This window comes from Rurimicrobium arvi, from assembly GCF_039540495.1.
Lineage (GTDB): Bacteria > Bacteroidota > Bacteroidia > Chitinophagales > Chitinophagaceae > Rurimicrobium > Rurimicrobium arvi.
Genome location: NZ_BAABEZ010000024.1, coordinates 153,647 through 178,661, shown reverse-complemented (window position 1 = coordinate 178,661; position 25,015 = coordinate 153,647). Strand labels below are relative to the sequence as shown.

Here is a 25,015-nt window from a genome sequence, read left to right as displayed (position 1 = left end):
AAAAGTTTAGTTCAAAGTTAAACTAAAAAATTAGTTCACCAAATATTTTCTGCATTTTCTGAAAAGCAGTTTCCGCTCTTGCTCCGGGCGGCGGCAGTTTTGTATCTTAGGGCATTAAACAGGACCCGGATGACTACAACTACGCAAAAAGGATACGCTGCCGTAAACGGCATCAACATGTATTATGAAATATACGGCGCGGGCGAGCCGCTGGTATTGGTGCATGGTGGCGGCTCCACAATAGAAACCAGCTTTGAGCGCGTGATCCCGGCGTTTGCACGCAACAGGCAAGTAATCGCTCTTGAACTGCAGGCGCATGGCCGTACTTCGGACCGCAACGCGGATTCGAGCTTTGAGCAGGATGCAGATGACGTGACGGCACTGCTGCTGCAGCTGGCTATCGGTAAAGCAGACTTTCTCGGTTTCAGTAATGGTGCGACAACCGTACTGCAAATTGCGATCCGGCATCCAGACATCGTACGTAAAATGATACTCGGATCGCCGCTCACAAAGCGCAACGGCATCCCTTCCTGGTTCTGGGACTTTATGCAGCAGGCCACACTGGAGCAGGTTCCGGAATTACTGAAAGCCGGGTACCTGAAAGTGGCGCCCGATCCGGCCGGACTCCAGGTAATGCACGACAGGGACGCGCGGCGTATGGTACACTTCCGAGATATTCCGGACGAACTGATCGGTGCGATCAAAAAACCAACGCTGATTATCGTAGCCGATAAAGACATCATCACGCCGGAACATGCGCTGGAGCTGCATCGCCGGATTGAAGGTTCCGAACTTGCGATCCTCCCCGGTATCCACGGCACTTACATCGGGGAAGTGACTACGGTCGGAGCGGACTTTGATGAAAGCGATATTGCGGTTCCGCTGATGGAGCGGTTTCTGAACAGATAGCTGTTATTCCTGCTATTCGTTTGTCTGAGAGTCGGGAACAAAGCGTTTGCTATTGCAGCAATAAACCGATTGAAAAAGCGGCCTGAAACCGGTTGCCAAACGGATATTTACCCGCAGATATTTAATCTGCCGCAACCGTATAATGCGGGTCTTCCATTACATTTACATCGATGACTGAAGCCGCGTTTTGTAACAGCCGCCTGCAATCTTCACTGAGATGTCTCAGATGCAGTTGCTTGCCGACCTGCCTGTAGCGCTCTGTAAGCTTATGCAGTGCGTCGATTCCGGACATATCTGCCACCCGGCTATCTTTGAAGTCTACAATTACTGTTTCAGGATCCTGGCCTACATCGAATTTCTCTGTAAAAGCAGTAACGGAACCGAAGAACAAAGGTCCGTAGATCTCATAGTATTTAATACCGTTTTCGTCCACATACTTCCTTGCCCTGATACGCCTGGCACTTTCCCAGGCAAATACAAGCGCGGAAATAATCACACCAATCAGTACGGCAAGCGCAAGATTATGCAGGTATATGGTGATTGCTGCGACGACAATTCCTACAAAAATATCCTGTGCGGGCATTTTATTAATAATCCGGAAACTCGCCCACTCAAATGTACCAACGGCAACCATAATCATTACGCCGGTTAAAGCCGCCATGGGCAGGCGATCGATAAGCGGTGCCCCAAAAAGAATAATTGCGAGTATCGTAAAAGCGGCAATTATTCCGGATAGCCTGGCTCTGGCTCCGGCAGACAGATTAACCAGCGTTTGCGCGATCATGGGACAACCGCCCATTCCGGATAAAAAACCGTTCAGGATATTGGCTGTTCCCTGTGCCACGCTCTCCCGGTTTCCGTTTCCTTTCGTTCCCGTTATCTCGTCAACTAAATTAAGCGTCAGTAAGCCTTCCGTGAGTCCCACGCCCGCCATAATTGCTGCGTAAGGTAAAATAACACCTAATGTCGCCAGGTTCATCGGAACAACGGGCACATGAAACGGCGGAAAGCCCCCGCTTACGGAAGCTATATCACCGACGACTTTGGTGCTGATTCCGAATCCGGATACAATAAGCGAAACTACAATGATAGCTGCCAATGAAGGTGGAAACGCTTTTGTGAACCGCGGCAGCACTACCACAATAGCGACCGTCAGCGCGACAAGACCGGCCATAATCCACAATGGTGTCCCGGTTAGCCACGATGTCATACCGTTGTTTACATGCCTGAACTGCTCCAGCTGCGCCATAAAAATGATCACCGCGAGACCGTTGACAAATCCATACATCACCGGTTGCGGTACCAGCCGGATAAATTTACCCAACCTGAAAATGCCGACAATAATCTGAAACACTCCCGCGAGTGCAACCGCTGCGAACACATACTCTATACCGTGCGATTGCATCAACGCTATTAACACTACAACTGTGGCGCCGGCGCCGCCCGAAATAAGCCCGGGTCGTCCTCCCAATATAGAAGTTACCAAACCCATAATGAAAGCGGCATACAGGCCTGCCAATGGCGGGAACCCGGCCAGGATGGCGAAAGACAGCGACTCCGGTATCATCGTCATTGCTACGGTAAGTCCGGCCAGCACTTCATTTTTATAGTTTATTTTTTGTTTGAAACGAAACAGGTTCAGGCTTTCCCTCATCAACAACGGCTTTTTAGATCAGAATGCAATACAGAAAAAAATAGTGTCCCGCTCCCGCATTACAGATATACAGGAACAGCAAGTCGCCTTTCAGGGCGGAGTGATTGCAGCGGACATTTTTCTCATGGAAGGCGCGAAGATAAAACCATTTCAATTGTCGCACATCTGATCCGGATAAACGTTGTCGCGTCCACTGATGCACGGAACCGTAAAATGGAAACATACTCCCCGCCGCAACCCACGATCACCGCGATTCTTCTTTAAATCCAGTCTTTACATTACCGCCAATAATGCTAACTTTCCCCCCTACAATCTGTAATATGGATCAAAACTCCCGCCGGAAATTCATTAAAACGATATCGCTTGGCTCTGCGTTCGTCGCGCTTCGTGGTGATGTATGGGCCGGTTCAAAAAAGAACGTCAGAAAACCCATTGTGTTGAGCACCTGGTACAATCAGGGTACCAGCGCAAATGCAAAAGCCTGGGAAGTGCTTTCTGCCAACGGCAGGGCACTTGATGCGGTCGAACAGGGCGTAAAGGTCACCGAAAGCGAGATCGGTAATTGCTGCGTGGGATTGGGCGCAAATCCCGACCGCGACGGCATTGTGACACTGGATGCAAGCATCATGGATGAATTCAGCAATTGCGGCAGCGTGGCGTCGCTCGAACAGATAGAGCACCCGATATCCGTTGCACGACTCGTGATGGAAAAAACGCCGCATGTGATGCTGGTCGGACAGGGAGCACAAAAGTTTGCCGTGGAAAACGGATTTGCTTTGCAGGGATTGGATTTATCTCCGGGAGCAGAAAAGCGTTACAAAGAATGGCTCAAAGAATCGAAGTATCATCCCGTTATGAACATTGAGCGCGGTGATGGCAAAGATGCTGCGGCACCGCCTGTATTAAAATCCGGCGAATTCAACCACGACACCATCGGTATGATCGCACTGGATGCACAGGGCAACCTGAGCGGAGCCTGCACCACAAGCGGTATGGCGTATAAAATGCGAGGGCGTATCGGTGATTCTCCGATCATCGGCGCCGGCCTCTATGTGGACAATGAGGTGGGTGCAGCTACTGCTACGGGTACCGGCGAGGAAGTGATACGCATCTGCGGCTCGCACCTCGTGGTGGAATTTATGCGACAGGGCTACAGTCCGGAAATAGCCTGCAAAAAGGCTGTAGAGCGCATTATGCGAAAGAGCAGTAAAGACCTTAAGGACTTACAGGTAGGATTCCTTGCGATCAATAAATACGGTGACTTCGGTGCTTATGCAATTCACGACCAGTTCGACTATGCCGTGTACAGCCACGAACATGCCAACCGGAAATTTATGAGTAAACACATCCTGTAGTACCATGAACACGATATTGGAAATAGCCGCAAACTCATTCCGTTCCTGCATCGCGGCACAGGATGGAGGCGCCGACAGGATAGAACTTTTTGAGAACCTGCCGGAAGGCGGTTGCACCCCCTCTTATGGTATGCTGTCGCTTGTGAAAGAGCGCATGAGCATACCGGCATATGTGATGATCCGCCCGCGCGGAGGCGACTTTATCTACTCCGCTGAGGAATTCGAAATCATGCGCCGGGATATAGATATGTGCCGGCAACTGGGGTTTCCCGGAGCCGTTTTTGGCATACTGGACAGGCAGGGACGCATCGATACGGCCCGGTGTAAAGAGCTGTTATCCCTCTGTAAGGGAATGAAGGTCACCTTTCACAGAGCATTCGACAGAGCGGAAAACCTGCACGAAAGTCTGCGGCAACTGATCGATATGGGTTTCGACCGCGTACTGACCAGCGGGGGCGAAGCTAACGTGGATAAGGGCAAGGAAATGATCAGAGCCCTGCAACAGGAATACGGCAAACACATTACCATTATGCCAGGCTGCGGCGTTACTGCTGCTAACGCCCGGATGATCGTGGATTATTGCGGAGTGCAGGAGATCCATGCCACCGCAAAAGGCAAAGTGTCGTCAGACGCATCCTACACCAAACCGCATTTCACCGACGAATGGCAGGAAAGCAGTACGACAGAAATCAGAGCTATCCGCCGCGCTTTGTCGGAGTCTGTCTGAGCTGTACCTTTAATCAAAATCCTGTATTATACATGAAACGAATCGCTGCGCTTTTGATGATCCTGTGTTCATCGGTTACCCTGAGCTATGCAAAAACAAAATTGGCACCTGCGTCTTTACAGCTGAAGGATGCGGAATGGAGTTTCGAGAAAGTAATCGAAGTGCCCAATACACCGCAGAAAGACATTTACGAATCCATGAAGACATGGGTATTGTCGCATGTACCCACAGCGGATAAGAACACACAGTTCGATGATGCCAATCAGGCGCAAATCATCACCTATGTATCGCTGCCGCTCGGCAATCTGTGGACATTCTATACGGACGTCACGCTTTCGTTTAAGTTCACGATCCAGGTAAAAGACAACAAAGCCCGGTTCAGTGCAGGGGCCTTCAATTATTCGGCAATAGGCACTTCATCCAACCTCGGTATTAAGAACAGTCCGCTCGAAACCTACGAAGACGAGAAAGGCATGGTAAAGAAGATCAACCAGAAGATTGACGAAAGCTTCCCGGCTTTTATCGCGAAAGCCGAGAAAGGCCTCGCCAAACAGAAATCGGATTGGTAGGATGAACGGGGATGTTTTGGATAATACTTTTTTAATCGACTTTTTGCCAAGCCTTCAGACCCTGAAGGCTTTTGCCTGTGAAGGCGACAGGGCAAAGTTCGAACTTTTTAGAGGCAGATTTGCTAGAGATTGTGTAACCCCTCCTAAAAATCGGACCATTTAAAAGTATGATTTTTTACCTTTAAATAGTCGATATGAAAAAGTCCAAACACAGCGAGGCCCAGATAGCCTCGGCACTTAAGATACATAGAACGATTTAACCGGACTTACAGACAAGACGTACTAGACGCTTACCTGTTTGAAAGTATCCACGAGGTCAGAATGATCACTGAGGATTGGATCAATGACTATAATAACCAAAGATCACATGAAGCATTAAACGGGTTAACTCCGAAACAATTTGAAGAATCGCTTAGCTTTGAATTGTTAGTTTAAAACCGGTTCTACTTTGGGGAGGGTTACAATTGAGACTTGCTTCGAGACACTAATCAGCCCTAACCCACACTGCGAAAAAAGTATTATTTCCCTACTTTGATGAGTTTTTCAATGGATGCTTTTGCCGTTTGGATATCATTGCTTTGATCGCCGCTGTTTTTGTAGCCAATATTCACCAAGTACATAATGCCATTATATTCAGAAAAATATGTACGTGTGGCCTTTCCTTTAAATACCCGTAATTCACTTACTGGATAATTTGACCGATTAGGCGTGACATCTTTAATCAAATCTCCATCAGAGAAAAATGGAGTAATACTTGTCGTACGTGATTTTGCTAATGAAAAATGTTCGACTATTTGTTGTTGTGCATCAGACGTTAAAGAGTTAAAATCACGAGGAAATTGTTTAGATACACGATGCTCCCCTACGACCTGCAAGAGTTGATCGTAAAGACTTGATGCTGCCAGTTTTCTAGCATCAATCTCAACACAAATTTGATCTGTGTTCGTCGGATCTCCAAACAGGCTGGGCAATAACATATTATCCAATGGAGGCTCGCTTCCATCAATAATAGCGAGTTCTAATGGATTATTTTTTAGATCATCGTGCACAGCGATTGTAAAAAGAAATGCGTCCGATCCTCCAGCAATTGCCAGATTAGTAGCCTCTATACTCTCCGCCCCAATAACAAGGCGGTAGCGTAAAAAGTCGATGTTATCATCGTTAAAATACTCATGGATCGGATACAGGTTAAACAAAGAATAGGCATAAACCCGATCATCTCGGCTTTCTAGTCTATCCAATGCATGATTGAGCGTTAATTCACCATATAGCCTGCATTCTGCTGGTACCTTGTGCGTGATAATCTGCTTAGTCACGTCATGTGGTCTTTTCTCGCACAGCTTCCTGAATTCCTTTATAGTCAGCATAAGGCTAGTAATTAACGATGCCTCGGACACCTGCGATGGAAAGCAGTCATTAAGATAAAACTGGTGCGACATTAAGCAAGCAGATTACTAGCGTTGATAGAAAACTGATCAAACATCCCTTCTGGCCAGTTGTCGATACGCCCATTCTGATCTATTACCACAGTAATAACATCAGTATTGCGGTTTTCGTCCAGCTCAAACCAGTATGCTTTTATTTTCTCGTTAAATCCCACGTTACTATTCTTTGCATAAAGGCGAACTCCGTCAAACAAATGATCGCTATGAGTTTCAATAAGAATTTGTAGCCCAGCATCCGCACAACGGCATATCAGCTCTGCCATGGCTGTTTGGCCTCTCGGATGTAAATGCGCTTCAGGATTTTCCAAAATAACTAAATAATCATCCGGCTTAGTTGCCCCTACCAACAATGCTGTGATAATTGGCAAAGCATAGCTCAAGCCAAAGCCTACATTTTTAGCTCGATAGCCATTAAAGGTGCTGTAAGAACTATCACTTTGCTCTACAACTTCACTCTTAAAATCAATATTTGGCGATATAATGTTGAGCCAAGCTCTTAAATTAAACTCAAAAGTTATGGCTTGAGAAAGTGGATGTTTTACACTTTCAGGAAGTTCTTTATCTTCAAAAGCTTTAATTACTCTAAAAATATTCTCTCCCCGCTTTCCAATGTTAACATTATTCGGATCTGCGTAAACTGAAGTTTCAGGACCAAAGCGGTCTGCGGCGATGTGTATTATCTTTGGAAAACTGCCGTTCGATGCAGTGTCACGTGCACTATTTTCATTGATTTCAATCATTCTGTCCCCGCTAAATAATCCTCTAATAATAAAGCTCCCTTCTTGATATGGATTTCGGCTTTCTCTTAGTGCACCATGCCCAGGAAGATAAAGTGCATCATTATTTAAGGTGGCGGCTTTTTCTATCAACTGAATTGCTTGAATAACACTGCTCTTTCCGCTGCTATTTAAACCAGTCAGCATTGTAAGTTGGCCGAATGATATTCCGGCACTTAGCAGCGACTTGAACCCTTCAAATTCAATAGATGTGATCATAATGCATATTTGTTGACAATTAAGTTGAACCCTTCAAACCGCGTTTTGACGGACGGTACCAGCATACTTGCACGGGAGATTGCGTTCAAAAAATAATAGCTTTGGGTTAACTGTCTACAATCTGCGAGGAATGCACCTTTATTAGTAATTAGGTGATCAAAGGTGGCCGCATTCATGTTACCAAGTATCACTCCCCAAGTTTCAAATAATGCGGCATTAATAGGTGTTCGTCTGCGGTCAATTTGAAAACTTTTGCGAAAGGCATGATCTCCAAATATGTTACGGGCCCAAGTCATAGCGGTAATAAATCTTTCAACAATTTCATCATCAGCCATGATTTTTATGTCAGATAACTGAATATTGCTTGCTTTTTGAATTTTTTTAAAATCCTTTGAAGCTAAATCCGGCATAGCATTCAGAATGATCATCGTGTCGCTTAGATAACTATCAATCGTCACCGTCTTTCGGTAAGTAGTATAGTCTCGAATTAAGAAGGCAACAAAACGAAGTATAAGTTCTCTGTCTTCCATGCGGTTTCCATGGATAGAACCACCTGTGGCTTGCCTGAACTGAGGGAGACTGGCTAGGCGGTTGAGTAGTTTAGTAGCTCTACCCAGATAAAGAGCATTTCTAATCTCTTGGCCGCTAAGCGGCATTCCGCCTGTATTGATCCGCTTAAAGATATTGCGACGTACCAATTCAGGCGTACCTGGATTAATAACAGTAAAGCGGAATTCAGACTCTATGATCCGATTACGGATATTGACGGGCAGTTCTGCGTAATTGCGGCCGTTATAGTCTTTCCAGAACTCTAGACCAGACAGCCGGAAACCTAGCCCTCGCTTATTTTCATCATAAATGCCTGTTTGGGTATTATATGATGACATATACGCATCACCCAATACAAAATCTCGGATAGTGCTAAGCCGCTGCAAACCATCTACTACTGTATAATTCCCTTTTTCATCTGCCGAAACGTAAAACATCGGCAACGGAATCTTCAACATTAGTGACTCGATAAGCTGTGATTTGCGAACGGCATCCCAAACTTCCGCCCGCTGAAAATCTGGATTAAGTTTGATAGTATGCTGTATCAGTCGTCGAAGATAGGTTTCCATCGTGATTACTTTGGGATCGATAGAAATTTCATCGGGATCAAACGGGTCGGCCTCTAGTTCGTTGTCCGATTGCTCTTCATCTTCAATACCACTGTAATAGCCGTACAATTTCCCTGTAGGTTCCTGCTCCATTTGTGGTTGCTCATTTGTCGCTTCCATTGCGTTAAAAATATTTATCTCAGATTATTTTGGTCCTACAATCATTTAAAAAATTTTTGCCGGGAAATTCTCCCACATGCACGACTTTTCTTGTCGCAGGATTGTTAGATACTTTGCGATCTTTAAAGAAGTTTTTCTATTCAATTGTTGAAACATAACAAGAGAAACTAAATTTTGAATAGCTTATCGTCTTGCGAAAGCACTAGAACTGCATAATCACTAATATTAATGCTATCTGGTACTTTATCCCTGAGAATTGGTATAATATATTGAACGTGCATTGTTTCTGTTAAAGCCGCAAGTGTTGTAATCTGATTGTCATGAATATTCTCAGTTTGATCTTGCATTAAGAAGTGCAAGCAAGGAATATCATTTGCGTCGCAATACTGAATATAGGCAAGATCAAAAGCTGCTATCTGTCCCTTCTTTTTACCCGTACCAAGATTCCCGTCAATACTCGATATTTTTAGTTGATATGCACGGTCATTCTTTTCGGCATACAAAAAGAACTTCTCGTCATATAGCGCTTCTGATAAAGTTGTAAAATACTTATTAAATTCTTCCACCTGTGCTTTGAAGTCATCATCTTTAGAGGATAGTCCGTTGTTAATTCCTTCGATTTCAGACTTTAGGCGAGCAATTTTTTCTCTAGCCTGACTGATTTGAAGTGCCTGATTTTCGTAGTGTCCTTTCTGCTCATGCATTCTAGTCAATTCCTTGACTATTCTGTTATATTCGTCATTCGCGGTGGATTTACGCAGTTTTTCAGAGAGTCTTCTTTCCTCTTTAATAGCTTTATTTAGGTTTGTATTTTCAATTTTTAATGCTGCATCAACGGCTGGAAGCTCTTCTGTAACAAAAGCAATTTTTTGATTTTGCATTCTATTATGAAAGGCAACCAAATCTTCAAACCGTTTATGCATTTCAGGAAGATAAACCTCGGCTGTAGCATAAATTTCGCGAAGTCTGTCGTTATCAATACTAACGTGACCTTTTTCCAACTCACGTTTACTGTCTTCAATGATTTCCTTGCGAAGAGCTAATTTATCAATGGCGCTGGCTATACTGCTTATTGTTGATTTAATTGCGTTAATGGCGTTTAAATCGTCTTGATAATCATCGTCAATGATATAATCATCCTTTAACCGAGTCAAAGTTTGAATATCGCGGTTAATGACAGCTAAGGCTTGTTGTATCTCCGATTCAGAAAGTTGCTTTTTCAAGCGAGTGAGAAATTTTTCTTCCGCTTTTCTTTGTTCTTGGAGCTTCTGTTTCTTTCCAGCAACATCAGTTTCAATTCCAAACCAGAAAAAGAAAAGGGCTTCGTATTCCTCGAAAGTGGTAGTTGGATGCAAAACCTGTATAGTATTTACTAATTTGTTTTTTTCATCCCGTATATTTCGCGCAATGATCTGCCTAAAGGTCGGCTTATCTACATCGGTGTTAAAAATAAGCTCCTTTAGAACTTTATCATATTCTGGAACCTTATAGCTTTCGCCGTTAACTTCAAAAATCTTTTCAGAACGTTTTAAAAAATTCCTTCTGATTACGACTTCTTCTGAATGTTCATCATCTAAGTCTTGTTTTAAGGTAATTGTAACGATGACATTATTCTGCGTCAAAAATTGTTCAACTGTAGTGTTGCGTTTTTCTTTAAATTCTGTATCTGAGTAAATATTTTTCCCGTCACCATTGAAGCAAAAATCGACAAGGCGCAAAACTGTGGTCTTTCCAACGTTATTGCCAGACTCTTTATTCTCCGAACTTACTGTAGTATCAACAATAAGATTAAGCCCCTTTTTGAAGGGGATATTCCTAATGATGTGACCATCACATTCTATTGTGAGATTTTTTAAAAACATTTTCTAATCGACAATTTCGGGCCGAGGTCAACTATACCCAATACATAAAGCCAGTCTATAGCAAACATATAAAGCTGCATGGACACTGACTGTATAGAATTCAGGTCATTATACGCTTCAATAAAATCCACTTCTCTATGATCCCTACCTTGCAGGACATGTAACAAAAGTGCGCCAATATGGTACACGCTAAATGCTGGATTAGTGTCTTTTGATAATACCATTATAAAGGTGCCTCCATTATTTTACAACGAATAAAAGCATCGACGATGACAATGCCTAATGCTAAATCAAGCGCTTCTTGTGGAACCGCTATATTATTCGAGGTAATTATTTGATTCCGAATTTTTTCCTGCACCTTTAAAAAGATTTCCCCAGCGCAACGTCGGAGGGTATCAATAGCAGTATCTCCTTCCATTTGATGTTTAGGCAATAACTCGGCTTTAACCTTGAGATATTTCTCACGAATGCTGCGCAAAATTAGCGACTTTTTATTTGAACCATTGCTTTCCGCAACAGTATATATCATGTCGATTTTACCCTGAAAAATCTTAAAATCATCAATATATTCTTTAAATGACTCGAGATTATTATAAGCAATTTTTTCAGAAATGACTATTTCGTCTAATTGGTCAAGCGGCTCTATTGCTCCCTCGTCCATAGAAGAAGAAAGTACGTTTATGACATCAGAAAGCAGCGATGGATGTTTTGCTAACTGATCGTAATAATCACCAATAATATTGTGGCCGACACCAGAATGATTTTGAACAGTCATAACAAAATTACAACTGAACATTGCCACCAGCATTAACATTATGCCCGTGTCCGGAATGTGTTTGCTGAACTGGGTTTGAATTATTGCCAACCGTTTGTTGAGCATGTAGTTTATTCTTCAGTGACTGGTTTTGTAGCAACTGAAGTATATTAAGAATGATAGAGATTATAGCAGTGACTCCGCCGACTACTGTCCAATTCATGAATAATCCTTTTTTGGCAAATATAATAAAAAGACAGATTTTTTAACAACTTAAAGGTACCCTTTCAAGTTGTCAGGCAAAACCTTCCATTGTCTTTTGATAATCCCCATCAGTTAAGGCTATCAATCCGGCGGGTTTCCAGGTTAAAATACCACCTGCAGGGTGGATTTTTTCACCGCAAACCGTCAGAACGGAGCGCAGACCTTTTCAGTTGGCAACTCTGCAGACTATCTTTACTGGACTCGTGGTCTTATAAATAGTTACAGTGTGGAATTCCGAGGAAGCAGATTAAACGGAAAGGTCGCAAAATGATGCTTTTGAAAGGAATTTTTACATGATCACAAAAACGCTCATTTACTCAAAAAAATAAAAAAGCCTTCAGATTTCCTGAAGGCTTTTGCCTGTGATCCGGATTGGATTCGAACCAATGACCCTCAGCTTAGAAGGCTGATGCTCTATCCAACTGAGCTACCGGACCGTTTGGGGTTGCAAAAGTAATCGTTTTCAGCTTATTTTCTGCATTTTTTACACCTGAAATACCCCACCCTTCCATTCTTTTTCTATCGGTGCATGATTCGCAGCCTCGATACTGCGTGCAATCAGCTTCCGCGTATCGGCTGGATCAATGATCTCGTCGACCCACAAACGCGCCGCAGCATAATACGCAGTGGATTGTGCATTATACCGGTCGGTAATCGTCTTCAGCAGTTCGGCTTCTTTCTCGGGCGTGATCTCTTCGCCTTTCGCTTTAAGAGAGGCCACCTGTATCTGTAGCAGTGTTTTGGCTGCCTGCTCCCCACCCATTACCGCAATGCGCGCATTCGGCCAAGCGTAGATAAAGCGCGGATCGTAAGCCTTGCCACACATGGCGTAATTACCTGCTCCGTATGAGTTGCCGATGATAAACGTGATCTTCGGCACCACGGAATTGGAAACCGCATTTACCAGCTTGGCGCCATCTTTGATAATGCCGGAATGCTCTGAACGGGAGCCCACCATAAAGCCGGTCACGTCCTGCAGGAATACCAGCGGAATTTTCTTCTGATTGCAATTCTGAATAAAGCGCGCAGCTTTATCGGCACTGTCATTGTAGATCACTCCCCCCATCTGCATTTCACCTTTCCCGCTCTTCACGATCTTACGCTGGTTGGCCACAATACCTACCGCCCATCCCTCCACGCGTGCGTAGCCGCATACGATGGTCTTGCCGTAATCTTCCTTGAACTGATCGAAACTGCCATCGTCCACAATGCACTTGATCACATCCACCACATCGAATGGTTTGTTGTTGTCCACGCTCACGATACCATATACATCTTTACCATCGCGTGCCGGTTCGGCGGCTTTCACGCGGTCGAAACCGGCTTTCTCGCTTACGCCCAGTTTATCGATGATACGGCGCACCTGATCCAGGCACTCCTGTTCTGTTTTGAATTTGTAATCGGCGATACCACTGATCTCCGTATGCGTTTTCGCGCCTCCCAGCGTCTGCAGGTCGATGTCTTCACCGATCGCGGCTTTCACCAGGTAAGGACCCGCGAGGAAGATGGAGCCGTTGCCTTCCACCATCAGCGTTTCATCGCTCATGATCGGCAGATAAGCACCTCCGGCCACACAAGAGCCCATTACGGCAGCGATCTGTGTAATGCCCATCGCGCTCATCACCGCGTTATTTCGGAAGATGCGCCCGAAGTGTTCTTTGTCCGGGAAGATCTCATCCTGCATCGGCAGGTACACACCCGCACTGTCCACTATATATACAACCGGCAGCCTGTTCTCCATCGCAATCTCCTGCAGGCGCAGGTTTTTCTTGCCGCTGATCGGGAACCAAGCCCCTGCTTTTACCGTATTGTCATTCGCAATGATCATGCACATACGACCGCTTACATAACCGAGTCCGCCCACAGTGCCGCCCGCCGGGCAACCGCCATGCTCCGCGTACATTTCGTACCCGGTGAAAGTGCCTATCTCCGTAAACTCCGTGCCCTTGTCGATCAGGTATTCAATACGCTCGCGCGGCGTGAGCTTGCCTTTCTCACGGTTTTTCTCGATTGTCTTTTTTCCGCCGCCGAGTGCGATCTGACCAGCCTTTTGTTTCATGGCTCCAAGCGCAAGGCGCATGGCATCGTCATTTTTGTTGAATGTTAAATCCATATCGGTAAATGAGGGGACAAATATAAATCATGACGCCTATAAAAGTGCAGCCGCCATAACGGGCTCGAAATCAGCCAGCGACAATTCCCTGCCTTCTATCTGAAAGTGCGCCTGGCGGTAATCTGCCGCGCGGCGCTCCCACAATGCGTCCAGCACCGCCTCAAGTTCGCCTCCGCGCAACAGCGGCCGCAGATGCTGTTCTTCTTCAAGGTGACGGATGAGCACGTGCCTCGGGGGATGCACAAACACCACCACCCCATTGTCCTTCATACGCTGCATATTATCAAAGAAGCAGGGAGTGCCTCCTCCGCAGGCAACAACAATATCCTGACGTTCCCGCGCAATGAGTGCATTCAGCGCCATACGTTCTTCTTCACGGAAGGCTGCTTCACCGTATTGCTCAAAAAAAACAGGAGGTGTGAGACCCGTACGTTGTTCGAGCTCTTTATCCAGATCGGTGTGCGCGAGTCCATGATGTGCTGCGAGCTGTCGCGACCAATAAGATTTGCCGCTGCCGGGCATACCCGTCAGAAAAACAATGCGGTAATGTTTTACTTGCTGCATGACCAAAGATAAGTGTCTGATCCGCACAAGATGAACCGCTTGTCTTAATTATGACAAATATTTTTTTCAGCTGACCGCATTGTTGTATTTTAGTCAGGAACAAAACAACAATCTATGAAAAACTTCATTCTGGGCCTCGTGATCGGTGCCGTGATAACGGGCATTATCGGTTACACAGCTGCCATTCCGAAAATCAAACAGGAAGCTTACGATACAGGTATGGCTGAAGGAACGAAAAAAGGCGAAGCAGCAGGTAATGCAGCAGGAATAGCCGAAGGACTCGCACAGGCGCAGACAAAAATGCAGGCCGAGCAATCCAGGGCCAAGGACAGTTTAGCTGCACTGCTGGAAAAAGAACGCACTACGAAAAAAGTCGTTTATAAGGAAAAAGATCCGACGCCTGCCATTCAGAACTGGCATGTGATCGGTGGTAATATTGCAGATCCGATCACCGAAGACAAAGAACCGGCGAAGGCTCCTGCAGAAACCGAACAGAAATAATTACCGATAAAAAAAGAGGACATTTTAAAGTCCTCTTTTTTATTGACTGTCGTTTAGTTTTCCAACTTAAACGATATAGGAAGATTGTAAAAAACATTTACGGAAGCGCCGTTCTGCTTACCGGGTTTCCACTTAGGCATTAAGCCGATCACCCGGAGCGCTTCCCGGTCACAGTCCGGACTCAGGCTGCGCATGATCTGTGGATCGCTTATCGAACCGTCATCCTTCACCACGAATTTTATATGCACGGTCCCCTCAATACGCTCGTGTAAGGCCGAATCCGGGTATACCAGGTTTTTCCTGAGAAATGCCTGCAGATCGCCCTGGAACTCCGGCATCTGCTCTACATAAACAAATGTCGGGATCATCTCCCGGCCCGGCGGCGTTTCCTTTGCTCCCACGGGCGTGGTACTAAGTCTTTCCTGTGCCTGTACCATCAGGGGAAGCATCAGGCTCAATCCGACAATAATTTTTTTCATACTACTGGAATATTTCTAACAAATCAGTCAACAATATACGGCAATTTCACGCGGGCATACACTGGTTTCGTAATCTGCGTTTTCAGCTTACGAAATGTCTCTGTAGGGCCTTTGGTCGCAAACAGGTTCACGAGCCAGATCGGGATGTTTCCTCCGGGATCCACGCTCAGCGTATAATCCACATGCACGAGGTTTTCAGCAACCGGTGAAAGTGTCCATTTACCGCTGGAACGTTTTACGCGCACGATATCTTCTTTTTCGGCCACGTAATTGCCCACAGTGGGCCCGTCGATCGTCACCACATGCGATTGCGGATGCTGAGAAACGATCAGGTGCGCAATAAAATCGCGGTTGCTCAGCGGCCAGGGCATATCCACTTCGGAGTAATAGTACAGTTCGGATGGACTTACAGTCTTCAGTAAGGTGCTCGATTTGGTCGCATATACCCAGTCCTTACCTGCATTCACATCCATTACCAGTGCCACCATCTGAGACAGCGTGGCCGGTACCTGGCATTGTACCCTGATCTCTTTCAGTCCTGAATTCTGATCCGTCCTGGTAAATACTTTAATACCGTCTTTGTTGGACTTCAGCGTCCATTCTTTCTGGGCAAAAGCGCTCAGCGTTGCGAGCAGGAGTAAAACGGGTAACAGTATATTTTTTTTCATAGCGGGTGAACGGCAAGTTACGCCAACATCAACATATAGTTTGTTAGGATAAAGCCAACATATATCTATATAACACATAAGCCTCCCCGGAGGGAGGCTTATGGCAAAGGAGCAGGAAGCTCCCACCTATGAAACAGCGTTATTGTCCGGAGATCTTTACGAGCCTGAAAACTGTTTCGCTTCCAGCGTCGGGACACAGGCTGATGCTATACGTTCCGTCTGACATTCCCGAAAGACTGATTGATTCGCCGGGTGCACATGACTGGCCTGAGCGGAGCACACGACCCGTGATATCGCTGATCCGCCATCCGGCACATCCTTCACTTATCCGCAACTGCACCAGTTCCGCAGCGGGGTTCGGATAGACCGAGGTGCTTACAGTACCGCAATTGCTTTGAATGCTTTGCACACCTGTATACTCATAATGCTCATGGCCTGCGCGTAAGCGGTAATAACTTTTGCCCGGGAAAGAAGGGAAACGGACTGCTTCTGTATTGCCGTTTATGCTTGTGCCCTCATTTATTTTCTCCCATGTCTTTCCATCAGGGCTACGCAACAGCGTGGCAGATCCTGCTTGTTCTGCCGATCCGTACACCCATTCAGCATACGTTTCGCAGTCCGCTTCGTGAACGGTGAAGCGCAGCAGATCCAGCGGAAGCGCAAATGCTGCAGCGGAAACAAGGAAGTGCATCGTGGCATTGGCACAGGCTTGCGGAAATCCGTTGTCACAGGTCTGATAGCTGATGTCCTGTGGCCCGAACATTGAGCCGAGCGGAGCGAATGTGAAGTTACCCGCAGTATCCAGGGTGAATGTATAGGAAGCGGTGGTGATCGTTTGCGGTGTTATCGTCTGCCAGTCGCCTTCCGGGTCCATATCGTTGAGCCGCACGTTTCCGGAAATAGTGGTTCCGACCAGTAATGTTTTAAAGTCGTCGGAGGCAGTTGTGGTATTCGCTGCTGTCGGAGATAATACGGTGATCACCTGGAATGCGCTCGCACAGCGTGGAACCGCCTGATTATCGCATACCTGGTAGCGGATCGTATCCAGTCCCACAAAGTTCAGTGCGGGTGTGTACGTGATCACACCATTTCCGGCAGCTGTAGCGGTTCCGCCCCGCGCAGTATTTCCGGCAGTTGCGCCATTCAGATCGAAGAGCGTAACGCTGGCGGTATCGATCAGCACACCGGGCATACCGCCGCCATCGTTGGCTAGGCTGCGTACCTGAACAGGTGTATTGAATTTTGTGGTCGCCAGGTCTGTATTGGCGATCGGCGGGTTGCTGGCTGTGGCCGAGGTATCAATGATGGTCAGCGTAAGACGCTCAACGGGGCATCCGGAGCTCAGCGCAGGCGGACAGACAGTAACGTAGAAATGATAGACACCTGCCACGGAAGAAAGGAATATGTAGCTGCCCGATGTGCTGAGCGTTGGTACGGTGGCGGAAGGATTGGCCCCATCGGCAACAATGCCGCTGAAGCTCGAACCGGAAGCTATCTGGTCGTTAGTGGCCACATTACCGGAGATAGCCGTATTGGCAAATCCCGCATTGAAATCGGCATTTGTTTTCCAGGGCATGGCGACCAGGAAGCGTATCGTGGCCTGACTACAGGCAGATGGTGTACCGTTGTCACAGTTGGTATAAGCGATTTCCACAGGACCCGCAAAAGATGCCGCCGGTGAAAAGGTGTAATTACCCGCATTGTCCAGCGTGAATGTATAATTCGCGGTGGTAATACTCTGTGGTGTAACCGTCTGGTTGTCGCCCTCAGGGTCGTGGTCGTTCACTTTCAGATTGCCGTTCAACGGCACACCGGAAAGGGATTGCGCATAGTCGTCCATAGCCATTGTGGTATTGGACGCGCCGGAAGCCCAGACCGTAATAACTACATAAGCTGACGCGCAAAGCGGTGATGGCTGATTATCACAGACCGTGTATTGAAGCGTATCCGTTCCGGAGAACCCGCTTGCCGGCGTATAAGTGATCAGACCTGTGGACGGACTGACCGTAGCTGTTCCGCCCCGCGCGGAATTCCCGGCTGCAGCGCCATTCATATCTGTAAGCGAGATGCTGGTACTGTCCAGGAATGCGGTGAGCGTGCCGGGTGCATCATTGCTCAGCATGTAGACCGTCAGCGGTGTATTGTACGAGGTAGCAGTATAGTCCGTGTTGGCAACCGGCGGATTGCCGATGCCGATCCTGCTCGGTAGCACCACGATCGTCAGCCGCTCCTGCGGACAATTGATAGAGGAATCGGTAGCGCATACGCTGATAAGAAAATGATATGTTCCCGAAACTGAGCTTATGAAGGTATAGGTACCATCGCTGTTCACCACGGGAGCGCTGCCAGAAGGATTTCCCGGAACTGCAAATGCGGCGCCATACCGGGTACCGGACGTGATCACATCGTTTGTGCTCAGGCTGCCGCTTACGCTCTGACCCAGGTAGGTCTGGTTGACATCCGGGTAAGTGGAAAAGCAGGTAACGGCGGAAGAACCGGTAACGGAAGTTCGGGTGTCCACAAATGCACCGAACACATCCACATAATTATCGAGCAGACCCGCACTCAGCAGGCTGCCGACGGAAATGCGGATCTCGTCAAACGCCTGCGTGGTGTAAAAACCTACATTGTACACAGCGCCGGATGGTGTGGTACCCAGAAGTGTTGCAAGTACGGTGAGGTTTACGAGACTTCCACCGGAACGGGTTTCCTGCAATACACCATTATTATAGGTACGGATCGTTACAGCACTGAACAGGTCGGCAAGCACAAGCGGTGCGGTGCTGGTGCGGATCACGAAACCGGCAAAAGTACCCTGAGGATAGGTAATTGTCGGATCGAGAACGGATATACTGCCGGTGGCAAGGACGGTTGCCGTGTTATTAATACGCGCGTAGTCTGTATTACCGGCGCTTACCACGTTCCAGGGATTTTCAATCGTGACATCAACCGTAGCGACTCCCGAAGCACCTGTACGTTCGATATTGATAACAGCCGGGAAATCCGGAGCATTCAGATAATACGTCTTATTACACAGCAATGTGGGCGCACAGGTCTTTTCGATCTGCATACCATACAACTTTATGGTTCCCAGATCTGCGCCTACCAACTGATTAAAGCTGATCTGCACTTCGTCGAAGCTGACCGTGCTCACAATACCGGCAGTCTGACGCGAAGTGCCCGACAAGAGGCTTGTGGAAGCGCCCACGATAAGTGCATTGCCGGAACCCGTCTGCACCAATGTTCCGTTGTTGTACAATTTAATGGTAGCCGTGCTGATTACGGAAGCCAGCAACAGCGAATTCGTCTCCAGATCGAATCCGGCAAAAGTGCCGGCCGGATAGGTGTCCAGGGCATTCGCCACAGAGAAATCTGCATCCACGGCCACCCCTGCAGTGAGATCCACGCTTGCATAAGTTGACGCGTTGTTGTCGATGATATTCTGGCTATTACTGATGGTACAGGCCGCGCACAGCGCAGCATTCACGCCTGTGCGCTGACCGTTCACATACACAGGATATCCGGGATTGGTCAGAGCAGTCAGGGTATTGCAGGCCGGTAAAGCTGCCGGACAGAAACGCTCCATTACGGCACCATATACCCTGATCAACCCAAGCGAAACGGAAACTGTGTTTGCAGCGGTGATCTTCACCTCATCAAAAGCCTGTGTGGTAAAGAAGCCAATCACCTGACGACCGCTGCCGGACAACAGGGAAGAGCCGGCACTGACAAGCGAAGCTCCTGAAGCGACGTCTCCTGTGGCTACCCCATTATTATATGTGGTAATTGTAAGATTGTTCAGCACACCGGCCGTAAGCAACGAAGTAGACTCAATATCAAAACCTGCGAATGTTCCTGCAGCATACGTGCTTACATTGTCTGTAACAGCAACAGAACCCGAGGCGAGTACGCCCACCGTCAGCGAAATACCTGCATAGGATGCGGTACTGTTATCGATGGCATACTCCGGATTGCTTACCGCACACGCGACACACGCGGCGCCACTGATCCCCGTCCGGGCATTGTCGATAGTAAGCGGGTAAGAGGGCTTTGCCAGGGTGGTTGCTGTATTACAGTTCAACGAGGGGCCTGCACAGAATTTTTCCAATACCACATTATATACACTTGCCTCGCTGGGCAACAGCGAGACGCCACTCGAACTGTAACGTACTTCATCGAAGGGCAAAGTGGTCACAAAGCCGATCTTACCACGGGTACCGGCGCTGAGCAAGGAGGACGAGACCAGTAGCGCACCGGCTGCTTTGGTTTCCTGCAGCGATCCGGCCAGGTAAGTTGATATCGATATGTCGCTCAGCAGGCTCACACTGAGTAATGACGAAAAGCTTACTTCAAACCCGGCGTACGTACCGGCAGCGTAACCGGAAGAGCCTGCGGCACCATCTTTTACAGAGATATACTTTGTGCCCAGGGATGCGACTACCTGTCCGAGAGTGGCAAAATTTGCGGTATCTGCATCTATTACATTACCGGCATTCAGTACACCTCCGAGAACAGCGTAGGTAACGGAAGATCCGCCGCTGTTGGTCTGACTAAGAGAGGCATGCGTCGAAGGGATAAGCCGTTCGGTGGTATTGCAGGTTAACGTTGAGGATTGGGCAAACAGGCTGGAAAAAGCACAAAGCATCCCCGCCAGGCTGAACAGCCTGAAGTATAGTAGTTTCATAAATATGTGGATTGGTTTCTTAGAGTTTGTTAATGAGTGTAGCTATACAATTACATATAATTCACGTTTTATAAATTAATTTATTTGAAAGCCGGCCAATTCATTATTCAAAAACAGTTGATTATCAGTAAATAAAAAGAAGTGGCACGTGCTCTATACAAATCTAACAAATTAAAAACCAAGAATAAGTAATTATTTTTATTTATAAATAATCTTTATTAAAATAAACCACCCAAATATTTAATACTAATAATGAGCTTTTTAGGATAAGTCACACGAAAAAAATACAGAATGTCTATCCATGCCCGCCCCGAATCTGCACCAGAAATCTTTTTCAGATCTCCTTAAAAATATTCAATTCTTAAAATATTGTTTTTCAACGCAAAATGGGGTGATAAATGCTATATGTCCAAAGACCCGATTTTCCCCGCTTCCATTTGCTAGCTGAAAGTCGAAAAAGAAAATTGTCCCGTCAGTCGATGTCTGGTATTTTCTCTACGCTCCTTCTGCGAGATCAGTATTGTAATATGTATAGAGCAGGGTTTGAGTCCACGCAAAAAAAAACGGGCATCGATCTGTCGTCGATGCCCGTTCCGGGGTAACTGATCCTGTTGTATCAGAAGAGATAACGTACGATCCGGTAAATGCCGGTAAGTGCAATCAGGAGGGGCACGATCCAGCCCCAGTGAGAAAGATGTTTTGTGATCTGATGGAAAATTGCGGCACGCGGAGCCGGCGTTTCGTCTATCGCTCCGTATTGTACGGAAGAGAATATGCGGCGTACATCAGCGGAGTCGGCTATCGTATTGGCATACAACTGGTATTGCTCGTTATGGCTGAGCACCTCCCTGAGACTTTTCCGTCCGCCGATCGCAGCAAAATCAGGCTTCATATCCAGGTCAAAGAAATACCACTTGCCTTCCACCAGAGCCTCCATTGTATAATGCCCTTTCAGTGCCACTTTACGGGTAGGAACATGGAGCTTCGAGCAAAAGTCCATAAACACAAGACTTACCTGGCTGCAGGCTGCGGCCTCGCCGCTCATAATATCGTCCGCGATCACTTTGGCCGACAGATCGCGCCAGATATAATGTCCCATCAGCACTGCAATCCAGTTTTCCTGCAGTGTGTACACGCCATAAGCATGTATGAAACGGAAGCGTAGCAGTTTTGCCGCCACGTTGAGCATCTCCCGCTTATCATGGGTTTTACTCTGAGCAACCACATACTTGTACAAATCTCCGGTGCTGCGGAATCGCTGTGCCACAAACGGATCAAAGGGTTCTACTTTCGCATCGCGGCGGCCATAGGGCAGATTACTGTCCATGGGAAAACCGTCCAGATAAGTGCTGGGCAAATAATTCATACCCAGCCAGCAAGCAGCTAACAATGCCCAGAAAAGCGGGCGAAGGAATGCCGATCTGTCTCTGCCTGCAGTAGGTACATACAGCGCATAGACAGACGTTAGTCCGCCAATGAGGATTCGTTTCATTTACTTTATATACGGTTGGTTGGTTGTCGTATTGCAGACCACAAATCAATGCAGGCTGCAATCACCGCACAGAGAGTGTTTCAGGTTCTCTACCCGGGTAAACAAATGTAGAAAAAGCGCAGAAACATCAAAGCATATTGCTACGCCGGGAAGATTTTTTTAACAAATCACTAATATACTGCAGAAATTACATATTGTATAAAGTAAAATCTAATTGAATCAACCTTTGTCGGGACTGTAAATTCCTTCACACTGCCACACTATTTCTTAGCCTGGCGCAGCTCTTCCGCAAGTCCCTCTATAATATCGAGCGACAGGGGTTTGGTGATATAATTCCTTACCACAGAGAAGCTGTTCGCCATTTTGATATCTTCAGGATTAATGGACGAAGTGACAAGGTATAAATGCATTTGTACGGGTAATTCCCATTGCGAAAAGCGTTCGAGAAACTGGATACCGTCCAGCACAGGCATATTCAGGTCGAGCAGTATCACATCGGGCAAAGGCCGACCTTCGCGCAGGCGTTCTGCCAGTCCGTCAAGGGCTTCCTGGCCGTTGCGGTACACAATGATCTGATCCGCAAAACCGGACATTTCCATCAGTTTGCGCGTGGCAAAAACGAAGATCGGATCGTCGTCTATCACACAGGCCAGAGAGGCAGCACTCATATTTTGTTGCATTTCAGATAGACTTTAAATGTTGTTCCGACTCCTACCTCACTGTCCACTCCTATCTTCCCTCCCATCGCTTCCACCTGATTCTTGGTGATGAACAGCCCTACTCCCCTGGCATCCGGATGATCGTGAAAAGTTTTATACATACCGAATAAACGCTCTCCCACCACCTGCAGGTTCATTCCTATGCCGTTGTCTTCAAAACAGATCTTACAGTAAGCCTGTTCCTTGCTGCCGTATACGCGCACGAATGATTCCTTTGTGGTATCGCTGTATTTAATAGCGTTGGTGAGCATGTTCAGTATAATACTTTCGATATAAGCCTCAAATCCGGCCACCACCATTTCGGCGTCCACTTCATTATATATTGTGACATTCCGTTCGCGTGCAAGCGCAGACACGCTCTGCATGGCTTGGTATACATGCTGACGGATATTGACACCGCGCAGGTTGGTTTGAACACTCGAACTGATCGTCACCACCTCGTTCAGGTGACCTATTGTCTCTTTCAGGTTTTCGGAAGACTGATAGAGCAGTTTCACTACCTCCCAATCCGATACTCCCGGATGTTCCTGGGTCATGATATCCAGCAGCATCGAAATATTACCGGCGTGCGAGCGCAGATTGTGTGATACGATGTGTGCGAAATTACGCAGGCGTTCGTTCTGGTCGCGCGTTACATTCAGCAGCGACTGTATTTCCTGCTCTTTAAGCTTCAGCTCCGTAATATCGGCGGTGTACATCAGCAGTCCGCCAATCTTGTTTTCCGAAATAAACCAGGGGCGCACGTCCCACATCAGCCACATTTCCGTACCGTCCATTCTGAGGAAATGAGAACTGCTGCTCCGGTTGATCTCGCCGGCCAGACAATCCCTGTGAATCTGCTTCCAGTCTTCCCCTATTTCGGGAAATACGTCGTAATGCGAAACGCCAATCAGGCTGCGGCCTTCGAGCTTGTAATCCTTTACCCAGCGTTCGGAAGCGGCAATATAGCGCATCTCGGTATCGAACATCGCGATGGCGCTGGGAGCTCCGTTCACGAATATCTGGTTCCTTCTGTTACTTTCGGTGAGCTCGCGCGTACGGTCGGCCACAATTTCCTCCAGATTGGTATTCCAGTTGCGCAGCCGCTGTTCTGCCTCCGAGCGCTGTTTGTCGATCATGTTCAGTTTACCGGTGGTACTGTCGATCAGCACCAGTGTTGCCAGCAGGAAGAACAGTGCGGTAATCCCTACTCCCATTTCGATATTCACGGCCTGCAGGCGATACATTTCGAGCCAGAGCAGACTCAATCCCAGTACCGAAAAGAACATGAACGGAAAAAACCGGCGCGCAACCACATTACCGATTCCGGAACTCAGGAATAAGCGTGCATAACCGTATTCCGGCAGTAAAGCAGCTGCAGCGACCGACAACAGCAATAAGCAAATGGAAGTGGGTAAAGCCATCGAGTAGAAAAACGCGAGACTGTAGAAACGCGGTACCCGTAATGCGTACCCCATGAGGGCGATAGCAGCCACTAACGTAATACAATGGAACAACACCTGAGAAACCCTCCCCCAGCGGTCTTTCCGGTTCATACCAAGAATACTGAGCGTAAATACAAGAAATGAAAGCGCCGTGAGTTGCGACATACGGCCGGGAAATGGCGCATGTTCGGAGGGAGGCGTCTTATCTCTGATAAAAAACTGATCGACACCAAGAGAAACTTCAAAAATGAACTCGGATAAGGTGAGCACCGAAATGATTCCGGGAATCGCAAGGCAGAGCAGGACCAGTCTCCGGAACACGGCTTCAGCGGACTGAAGCGACAGCAGCATTAAGGCAATGGAAGTACCTAACACGCACAATGCCGTGTTGGCCTTCATGGTGGTGTATCCTGCATTGAAACTTTTCAGGATGGTGAAATCGTTACGCCATCCAAACAGCACCAACAGGGATATCACAACCGGCAGGATAGTTAAAAAACGAACGAAACGCGTTGGCACTGTTTGCATATACAAAAAGGTAAAGGTGATCCGGAACCATC

21 protein-coding genes and 1 tRNA gene are annotated in these 25,015 nt (G+C 47.1%); 6 read left to right on the top strand and 16 right to left on the bottom strand.

What is annotated here, in order from left to right; all coding sequences use genetic code 11:
• Positions 1–129 precede the first annotated feature (129 nt).
• Positions 130–909 (top strand): alpha/beta fold hydrolase, encoded by a 780-nt coding sequence (locus ABD846_RS13295; protein WP_344827958.1) that lies wholly within the window; start codon positions 130–132, stop codon positions 907–909.
• Between the two features lie 121 nt (positions 910–1,030).
• On the opposite strand, the gene ABD846_RS13290 is transcribed toward ABD846_RS13295, so the two are convergent.
• Positions 1,031–2,563 (bottom strand): SulP family inorganic anion transporter, encoded by a 1,533-nt coding sequence (locus ABD846_RS13290; protein WP_344827956.1) that lies wholly within the window; start codon positions 2,561–2,563, stop codon positions 1,031–1,033.
• Between the two features lie 320 nt (positions 2,564–2,883).
• Here ABD846_RS13290 and ABD846_RS13285 point away from each other — a divergent pair, with 320 nt between their 5' ends.
• The 4 genes from ABD846_RS13285 to ABD846_RS13270 all read left to right on the top strand — a co-directional run bounded on the left by ABD846_RS13285 (position 2,884) and on the right by ABD846_RS13270 (position 5,649).
• Positions 2,884–3,918: a glycosylasparaginase gene (locus ABD846_RS13285; RefSeq protein WP_344827953.1), complete on the top strand. Its 1,035-nt coding sequence runs from the start codon at positions 2,884–2,886 to the stop codon at positions 3,916–3,918.
• Between the two features lie 4 nt (positions 3,919–3,922).
• Complete coding sequence (locus ABD846_RS13280) at positions 3,923–4,645, top strand: copper homeostasis protein CutC (RefSeq protein ID WP_344827949.1); 723 nt, start codon at positions 3,923–3,925, stop codon at positions 4,643–4,645.
• Between the two features lie 32 nt (positions 4,646–4,677).
• Entirely contained in the window at positions 4,678–5,214 is a 537-nt protein-coding gene (locus ABD846_RS13275) for a DUF4468 domain-containing protein (protein WP_344827946.1), read from the top strand.
• Between the two features lie 246 nt (positions 5,215–5,460).
• Complete coding sequence (locus tag ABD846_RS13270) at positions 5,461–5,649, top strand: integrase core domain-containing protein (RefSeq protein WP_425568053.1); 189 nt, start codon at positions 5,461–5,463, stop codon at positions 5,647–5,649.
• A gap of 83 nt (positions 5,650–5,732) precedes the next feature.
• On the opposite strand, the gene ABD846_RS13265 is transcribed toward ABD846_RS13270, so the two are convergent.
• The 9 genes from ABD846_RS13265 to ABD846_RS13230 all read right to left on the bottom strand — a co-directional run bounded on the left by ABD846_RS13265 (position 5,733) and on the right by ABD846_RS13230 (position 14,488).
• Positions 5,733–6,530, bottom strand: coding sequence for a type II toxin-antitoxin system RelE/ParE family toxin (locus ABD846_RS13265; protein ID WP_344827943.1), 798 nt, complete (start codon positions 6,528–6,530; stop codon positions 5,733–5,735).
• A gap of 122 nt (positions 6,531–6,652) precedes the next feature.
• Positions 6,653–7,654: an AAA family ATPase gene (locus ABD846_RS13260; protein ID WP_344827941.1), complete on the bottom strand. Its 1,002-nt coding sequence runs from the start codon at positions 7,652–7,654 to the stop codon at positions 6,653–6,655.
• The gene (locus tag ABD846_RS13255; RefSeq protein WP_344827938.1) at positions 7,651–8,931 is read right to left on the bottom strand and encodes a GmrSD restriction endonuclease domain-containing protein; all 1,281 of its coding nucleotides are present in this window, start codon (positions 8,929–8,931) and stop codon (positions 7,651–7,653) included. Before ABD846_RS13255 ends, ABD846_RS13260 begins: the two co-directional genes overlap by 4 nt.
• A 167-nt stretch (positions 8,932–9,098) precedes the next feature.
• Positions 9,099–10,793: a DUF2326 domain-containing protein gene (locus tag ABD846_RS13250; RefSeq protein WP_344827935.1), complete on the bottom strand. Its 1,695-nt coding sequence runs from the start codon at positions 10,791–10,793 to the stop codon at positions 9,099–9,101.
• Positions 10,784–11,017 carry an ABC-three component system middle component 6 gene (locus tag ABD846_RS14790; RefSeq protein WP_425568042.1) on the bottom strand — a complete coding sequence of 78 codons (234 nt, stop codon included), beginning with the start codon at positions 11,015–11,017 and terminating at the stop codon, positions 10,784–10,786. Before ABD846_RS14790 ends, ABD846_RS13250 begins: the two co-directional genes overlap by 10 nt.
• Positions 11,017–11,673: an ABC-three component system protein gene (locus ABD846_RS13245; RefSeq protein ID WP_344827932.1), complete on the bottom strand. Its 657-nt coding sequence runs from the start codon at positions 11,671–11,673 to the stop codon at positions 11,017–11,019. The genes ABD846_RS14790 and ABD846_RS13245 overlap by 1 nt, the downstream gene beginning before the upstream one ends.
• Before the next feature lie 501 nt (positions 11,674–12,174).
• Positions 12,175–12,248: transfer RNA gene (locus ABD846_RS13240), tRNA-Arg, on the bottom strand.
• A 47-nt stretch (positions 12,249–12,295) separates the two neighbouring features.
• Entirely contained in the window at positions 12,296–13,924 is a 1,629-nt protein-coding gene (locus tag ABD846_RS13235; RefSeq protein ID WP_344827929.1) for an acyl-CoA carboxylase subunit beta, read from the bottom strand.
• A gap of 36 nt (positions 13,925–13,960) precedes the next feature.
• A complete protein-coding gene (locus ABD846_RS13230) occupies positions 13,961–14,488 on the bottom strand; it encodes a shikimate kinase (RefSeq protein WP_344827926.1) in 528 nt (175 codons plus the stop codon).
• Between the two features lie 114 nt (positions 14,489–14,602).
• Between ABD846_RS13230 and ABD846_RS13225 the strand changes: the two genes are divergently transcribed.
• The gene (locus ABD846_RS13225; RefSeq protein WP_344827923.1) at positions 14,603–14,989 is read left to right on the top strand and encodes a FliH/SctL family protein; all 387 of its coding nucleotides are present in this window, start codon (positions 14,603–14,605) and stop codon (positions 14,987–14,989) included.
• 53 nt (positions 14,990–15,042) lie between these two features.
• Here the strand turns inward: ABD846_RS13225 and ABD846_RS13220 are convergent, their stop codons facing one another.
• From ABD846_RS13220 to ABD846_RS13195, 6 genes are all read right to left on the bottom strand, one after another.
• Complete coding sequence (locus ABD846_RS13220) at positions 15,043–15,468, bottom strand: energy transducer TonB (protein ID WP_344827921.1); 426 nt, start codon at positions 15,466–15,468, stop codon at positions 15,043–15,045.
• 23 nt (positions 15,469–15,491) lie between these two features.
• Entirely contained in the window at positions 15,492–16,136 is a 645-nt protein-coding gene (locus tag ABD846_RS13215) for an START domain-containing protein (RefSeq protein WP_344827918.1), read from the bottom strand.
• Between the two features lie 139 nt (positions 16,137–16,275).
• Entirely contained in the window at positions 16,276–20,820 is a 4,545-nt protein-coding gene (locus tag ABD846_RS13210; protein ID WP_344827915.1) for an Ig-like domain-containing protein, read from the bottom strand.
• Between the two features lie 616 nt (positions 20,821–21,436).
• Positions 21,437–22,312 carry a hypothetical protein gene (locus tag ABD846_RS13205; protein WP_344827912.1) on the bottom strand — a complete coding sequence of 292 codons (876 nt, stop codon included), beginning with the start codon at positions 22,310–22,312 and terminating at the stop codon, positions 21,437–21,439.
• Between the two features lie 260 nt (positions 22,313–22,572).
• On the bottom strand, positions 22,573–22,992 hold the full coding sequence (locus tag ABD846_RS13200) for a response regulator (RefSeq protein ID WP_344827909.1): 420 nt from the start codon (positions 22,990–22,992) through the stop codon (positions 22,573–22,575).
• Positions 22,977–24,983, bottom strand: coding sequence for a sensor histidine kinase (locus ABD846_RS13195; protein WP_344827906.1), 2,007 nt, complete (start codon positions 24,981–24,983; stop codon positions 22,977–22,979). The genes ABD846_RS13200 and ABD846_RS13195 overlap by 16 nt, the downstream gene beginning before the upstream one ends.
• Between the last annotated feature and the right edge of the window lie 32 nt (positions 24,984–25,015).

Coding starts and splice junctions, on each gene's coding strand:
- ABD846_RS13205 (WP_344827912.1), bottom strand. CDS start 22,312: ATGAAACGAATCCTCATTGGCGGACTAACGTCTGTCTATGCGCTGTAT.
- ABD846_RS13200 (WP_344827909.1), bottom strand. CDS start 22,992: ATGCAACAAAATATGAGTGCTGCCTCTCTGGCCTGTGTGATAGACGAC.
- ABD846_RS14790 (WP_425568042.1), bottom strand. CDS start 11,017: ATGGTATTATCAAAAGACACTAATCCAGCATTTAGCGTGTACCATATT.
- ABD846_RS13260 (WP_344827941.1), bottom strand. CDS start 7,654: ATGATCACATCTATTGAATTTGAAGGGTTCAAGTCGCTGCTAAGTGCC.
- ABD846_RS13250 (WP_344827935.1), bottom strand. CDS start 10,793: ATGTTTTTAAAAAATCTCACAATAGAATGTGATGGTCACATCATTAGG.
- ABD846_RS13220 (WP_344827921.1), bottom strand. CDS start 15,468: ATGAAAAAAATTATTGTCGGATTGAGCCTGATGCTTCCCCTGATGGTA.
- ABD846_RS13230 (WP_344827926.1), bottom strand. CDS start 14,488: ATGCAGCAAGTAAAACATTACCGCATTGTTTTTCTGACGGGTATGCCC.
- ABD846_RS13295 (WP_344827958.1), top strand. CDS start 130: ATGACTACAACTACGCAAAAAGGATACGCTGCCGTAAACGGCATCAAC.
- ABD846_RS13290 (WP_344827956.1), bottom strand. CDS start 2,563: ATGAGGGAAAGCCTGAACCTGTTTCGTTTCAAACAAAAAATAAACTAT.
- ABD846_RS13215 (WP_344827918.1), bottom strand. CDS start 16,136: ATGAAAAAAAATATACTGTTACCCGTTTTACTCCTGCTCGCAACGCTG.
- ABD846_RS13275 (WP_344827946.1), top strand. CDS start 4,678: ATGAAACGAATCGCTGCGCTTTTGATGATCCTGTGTTCATCGGTTACC.
- ABD846_RS13245 (WP_344827932.1), bottom strand. CDS start 11,673: ATGCTCAACAAACGGTTGGCAATAATTCAAACCCAGTTCAGCAAACAC.
- ABD846_RS13285 (WP_344827953.1), top strand. CDS start 2,884: ATGGATCAAAACTCCCGCCGGAAATTCATTAAAACGATATCGCTTGGC.
- ABD846_RS13195 (WP_344827906.1), bottom strand. CDS start 24,983: ATGCAAACAGTGCCAACGCGTTTCGTTCGTTTTTTAACTATCCTGCCG.
- ABD846_RS13255 (WP_344827938.1), bottom strand. CDS start 8,931: ATGGAAGCGACAAATGAGCAACCACAAATGGAGCAGGAACCTACAGGG.
- ABD846_RS13210 (WP_344827915.1), bottom strand. CDS start 20,820: ATGAAACTACTATACTTCAGGCTGTTCAGCCTGGCGGGGATGCTTTGT.
- ABD846_RS13225 (WP_344827923.1), top strand. CDS start 14,603: ATGAAAAACTTCATTCTGGGCCTCGTGATCGGTGCCGTGATAACGGGC.
- ABD846_RS13235 (WP_344827929.1), bottom strand. CDS start 13,924: ATGGATTTAACATTCAACAAAAATGACGATGCCATGCGCCTTGCGCTT.
- ABD846_RS13280 (WP_344827949.1), top strand. CDS start 3,923: ATGAACACGATATTGGAAATAGCCGCAAACTCATTCCGTTCCTGCATC.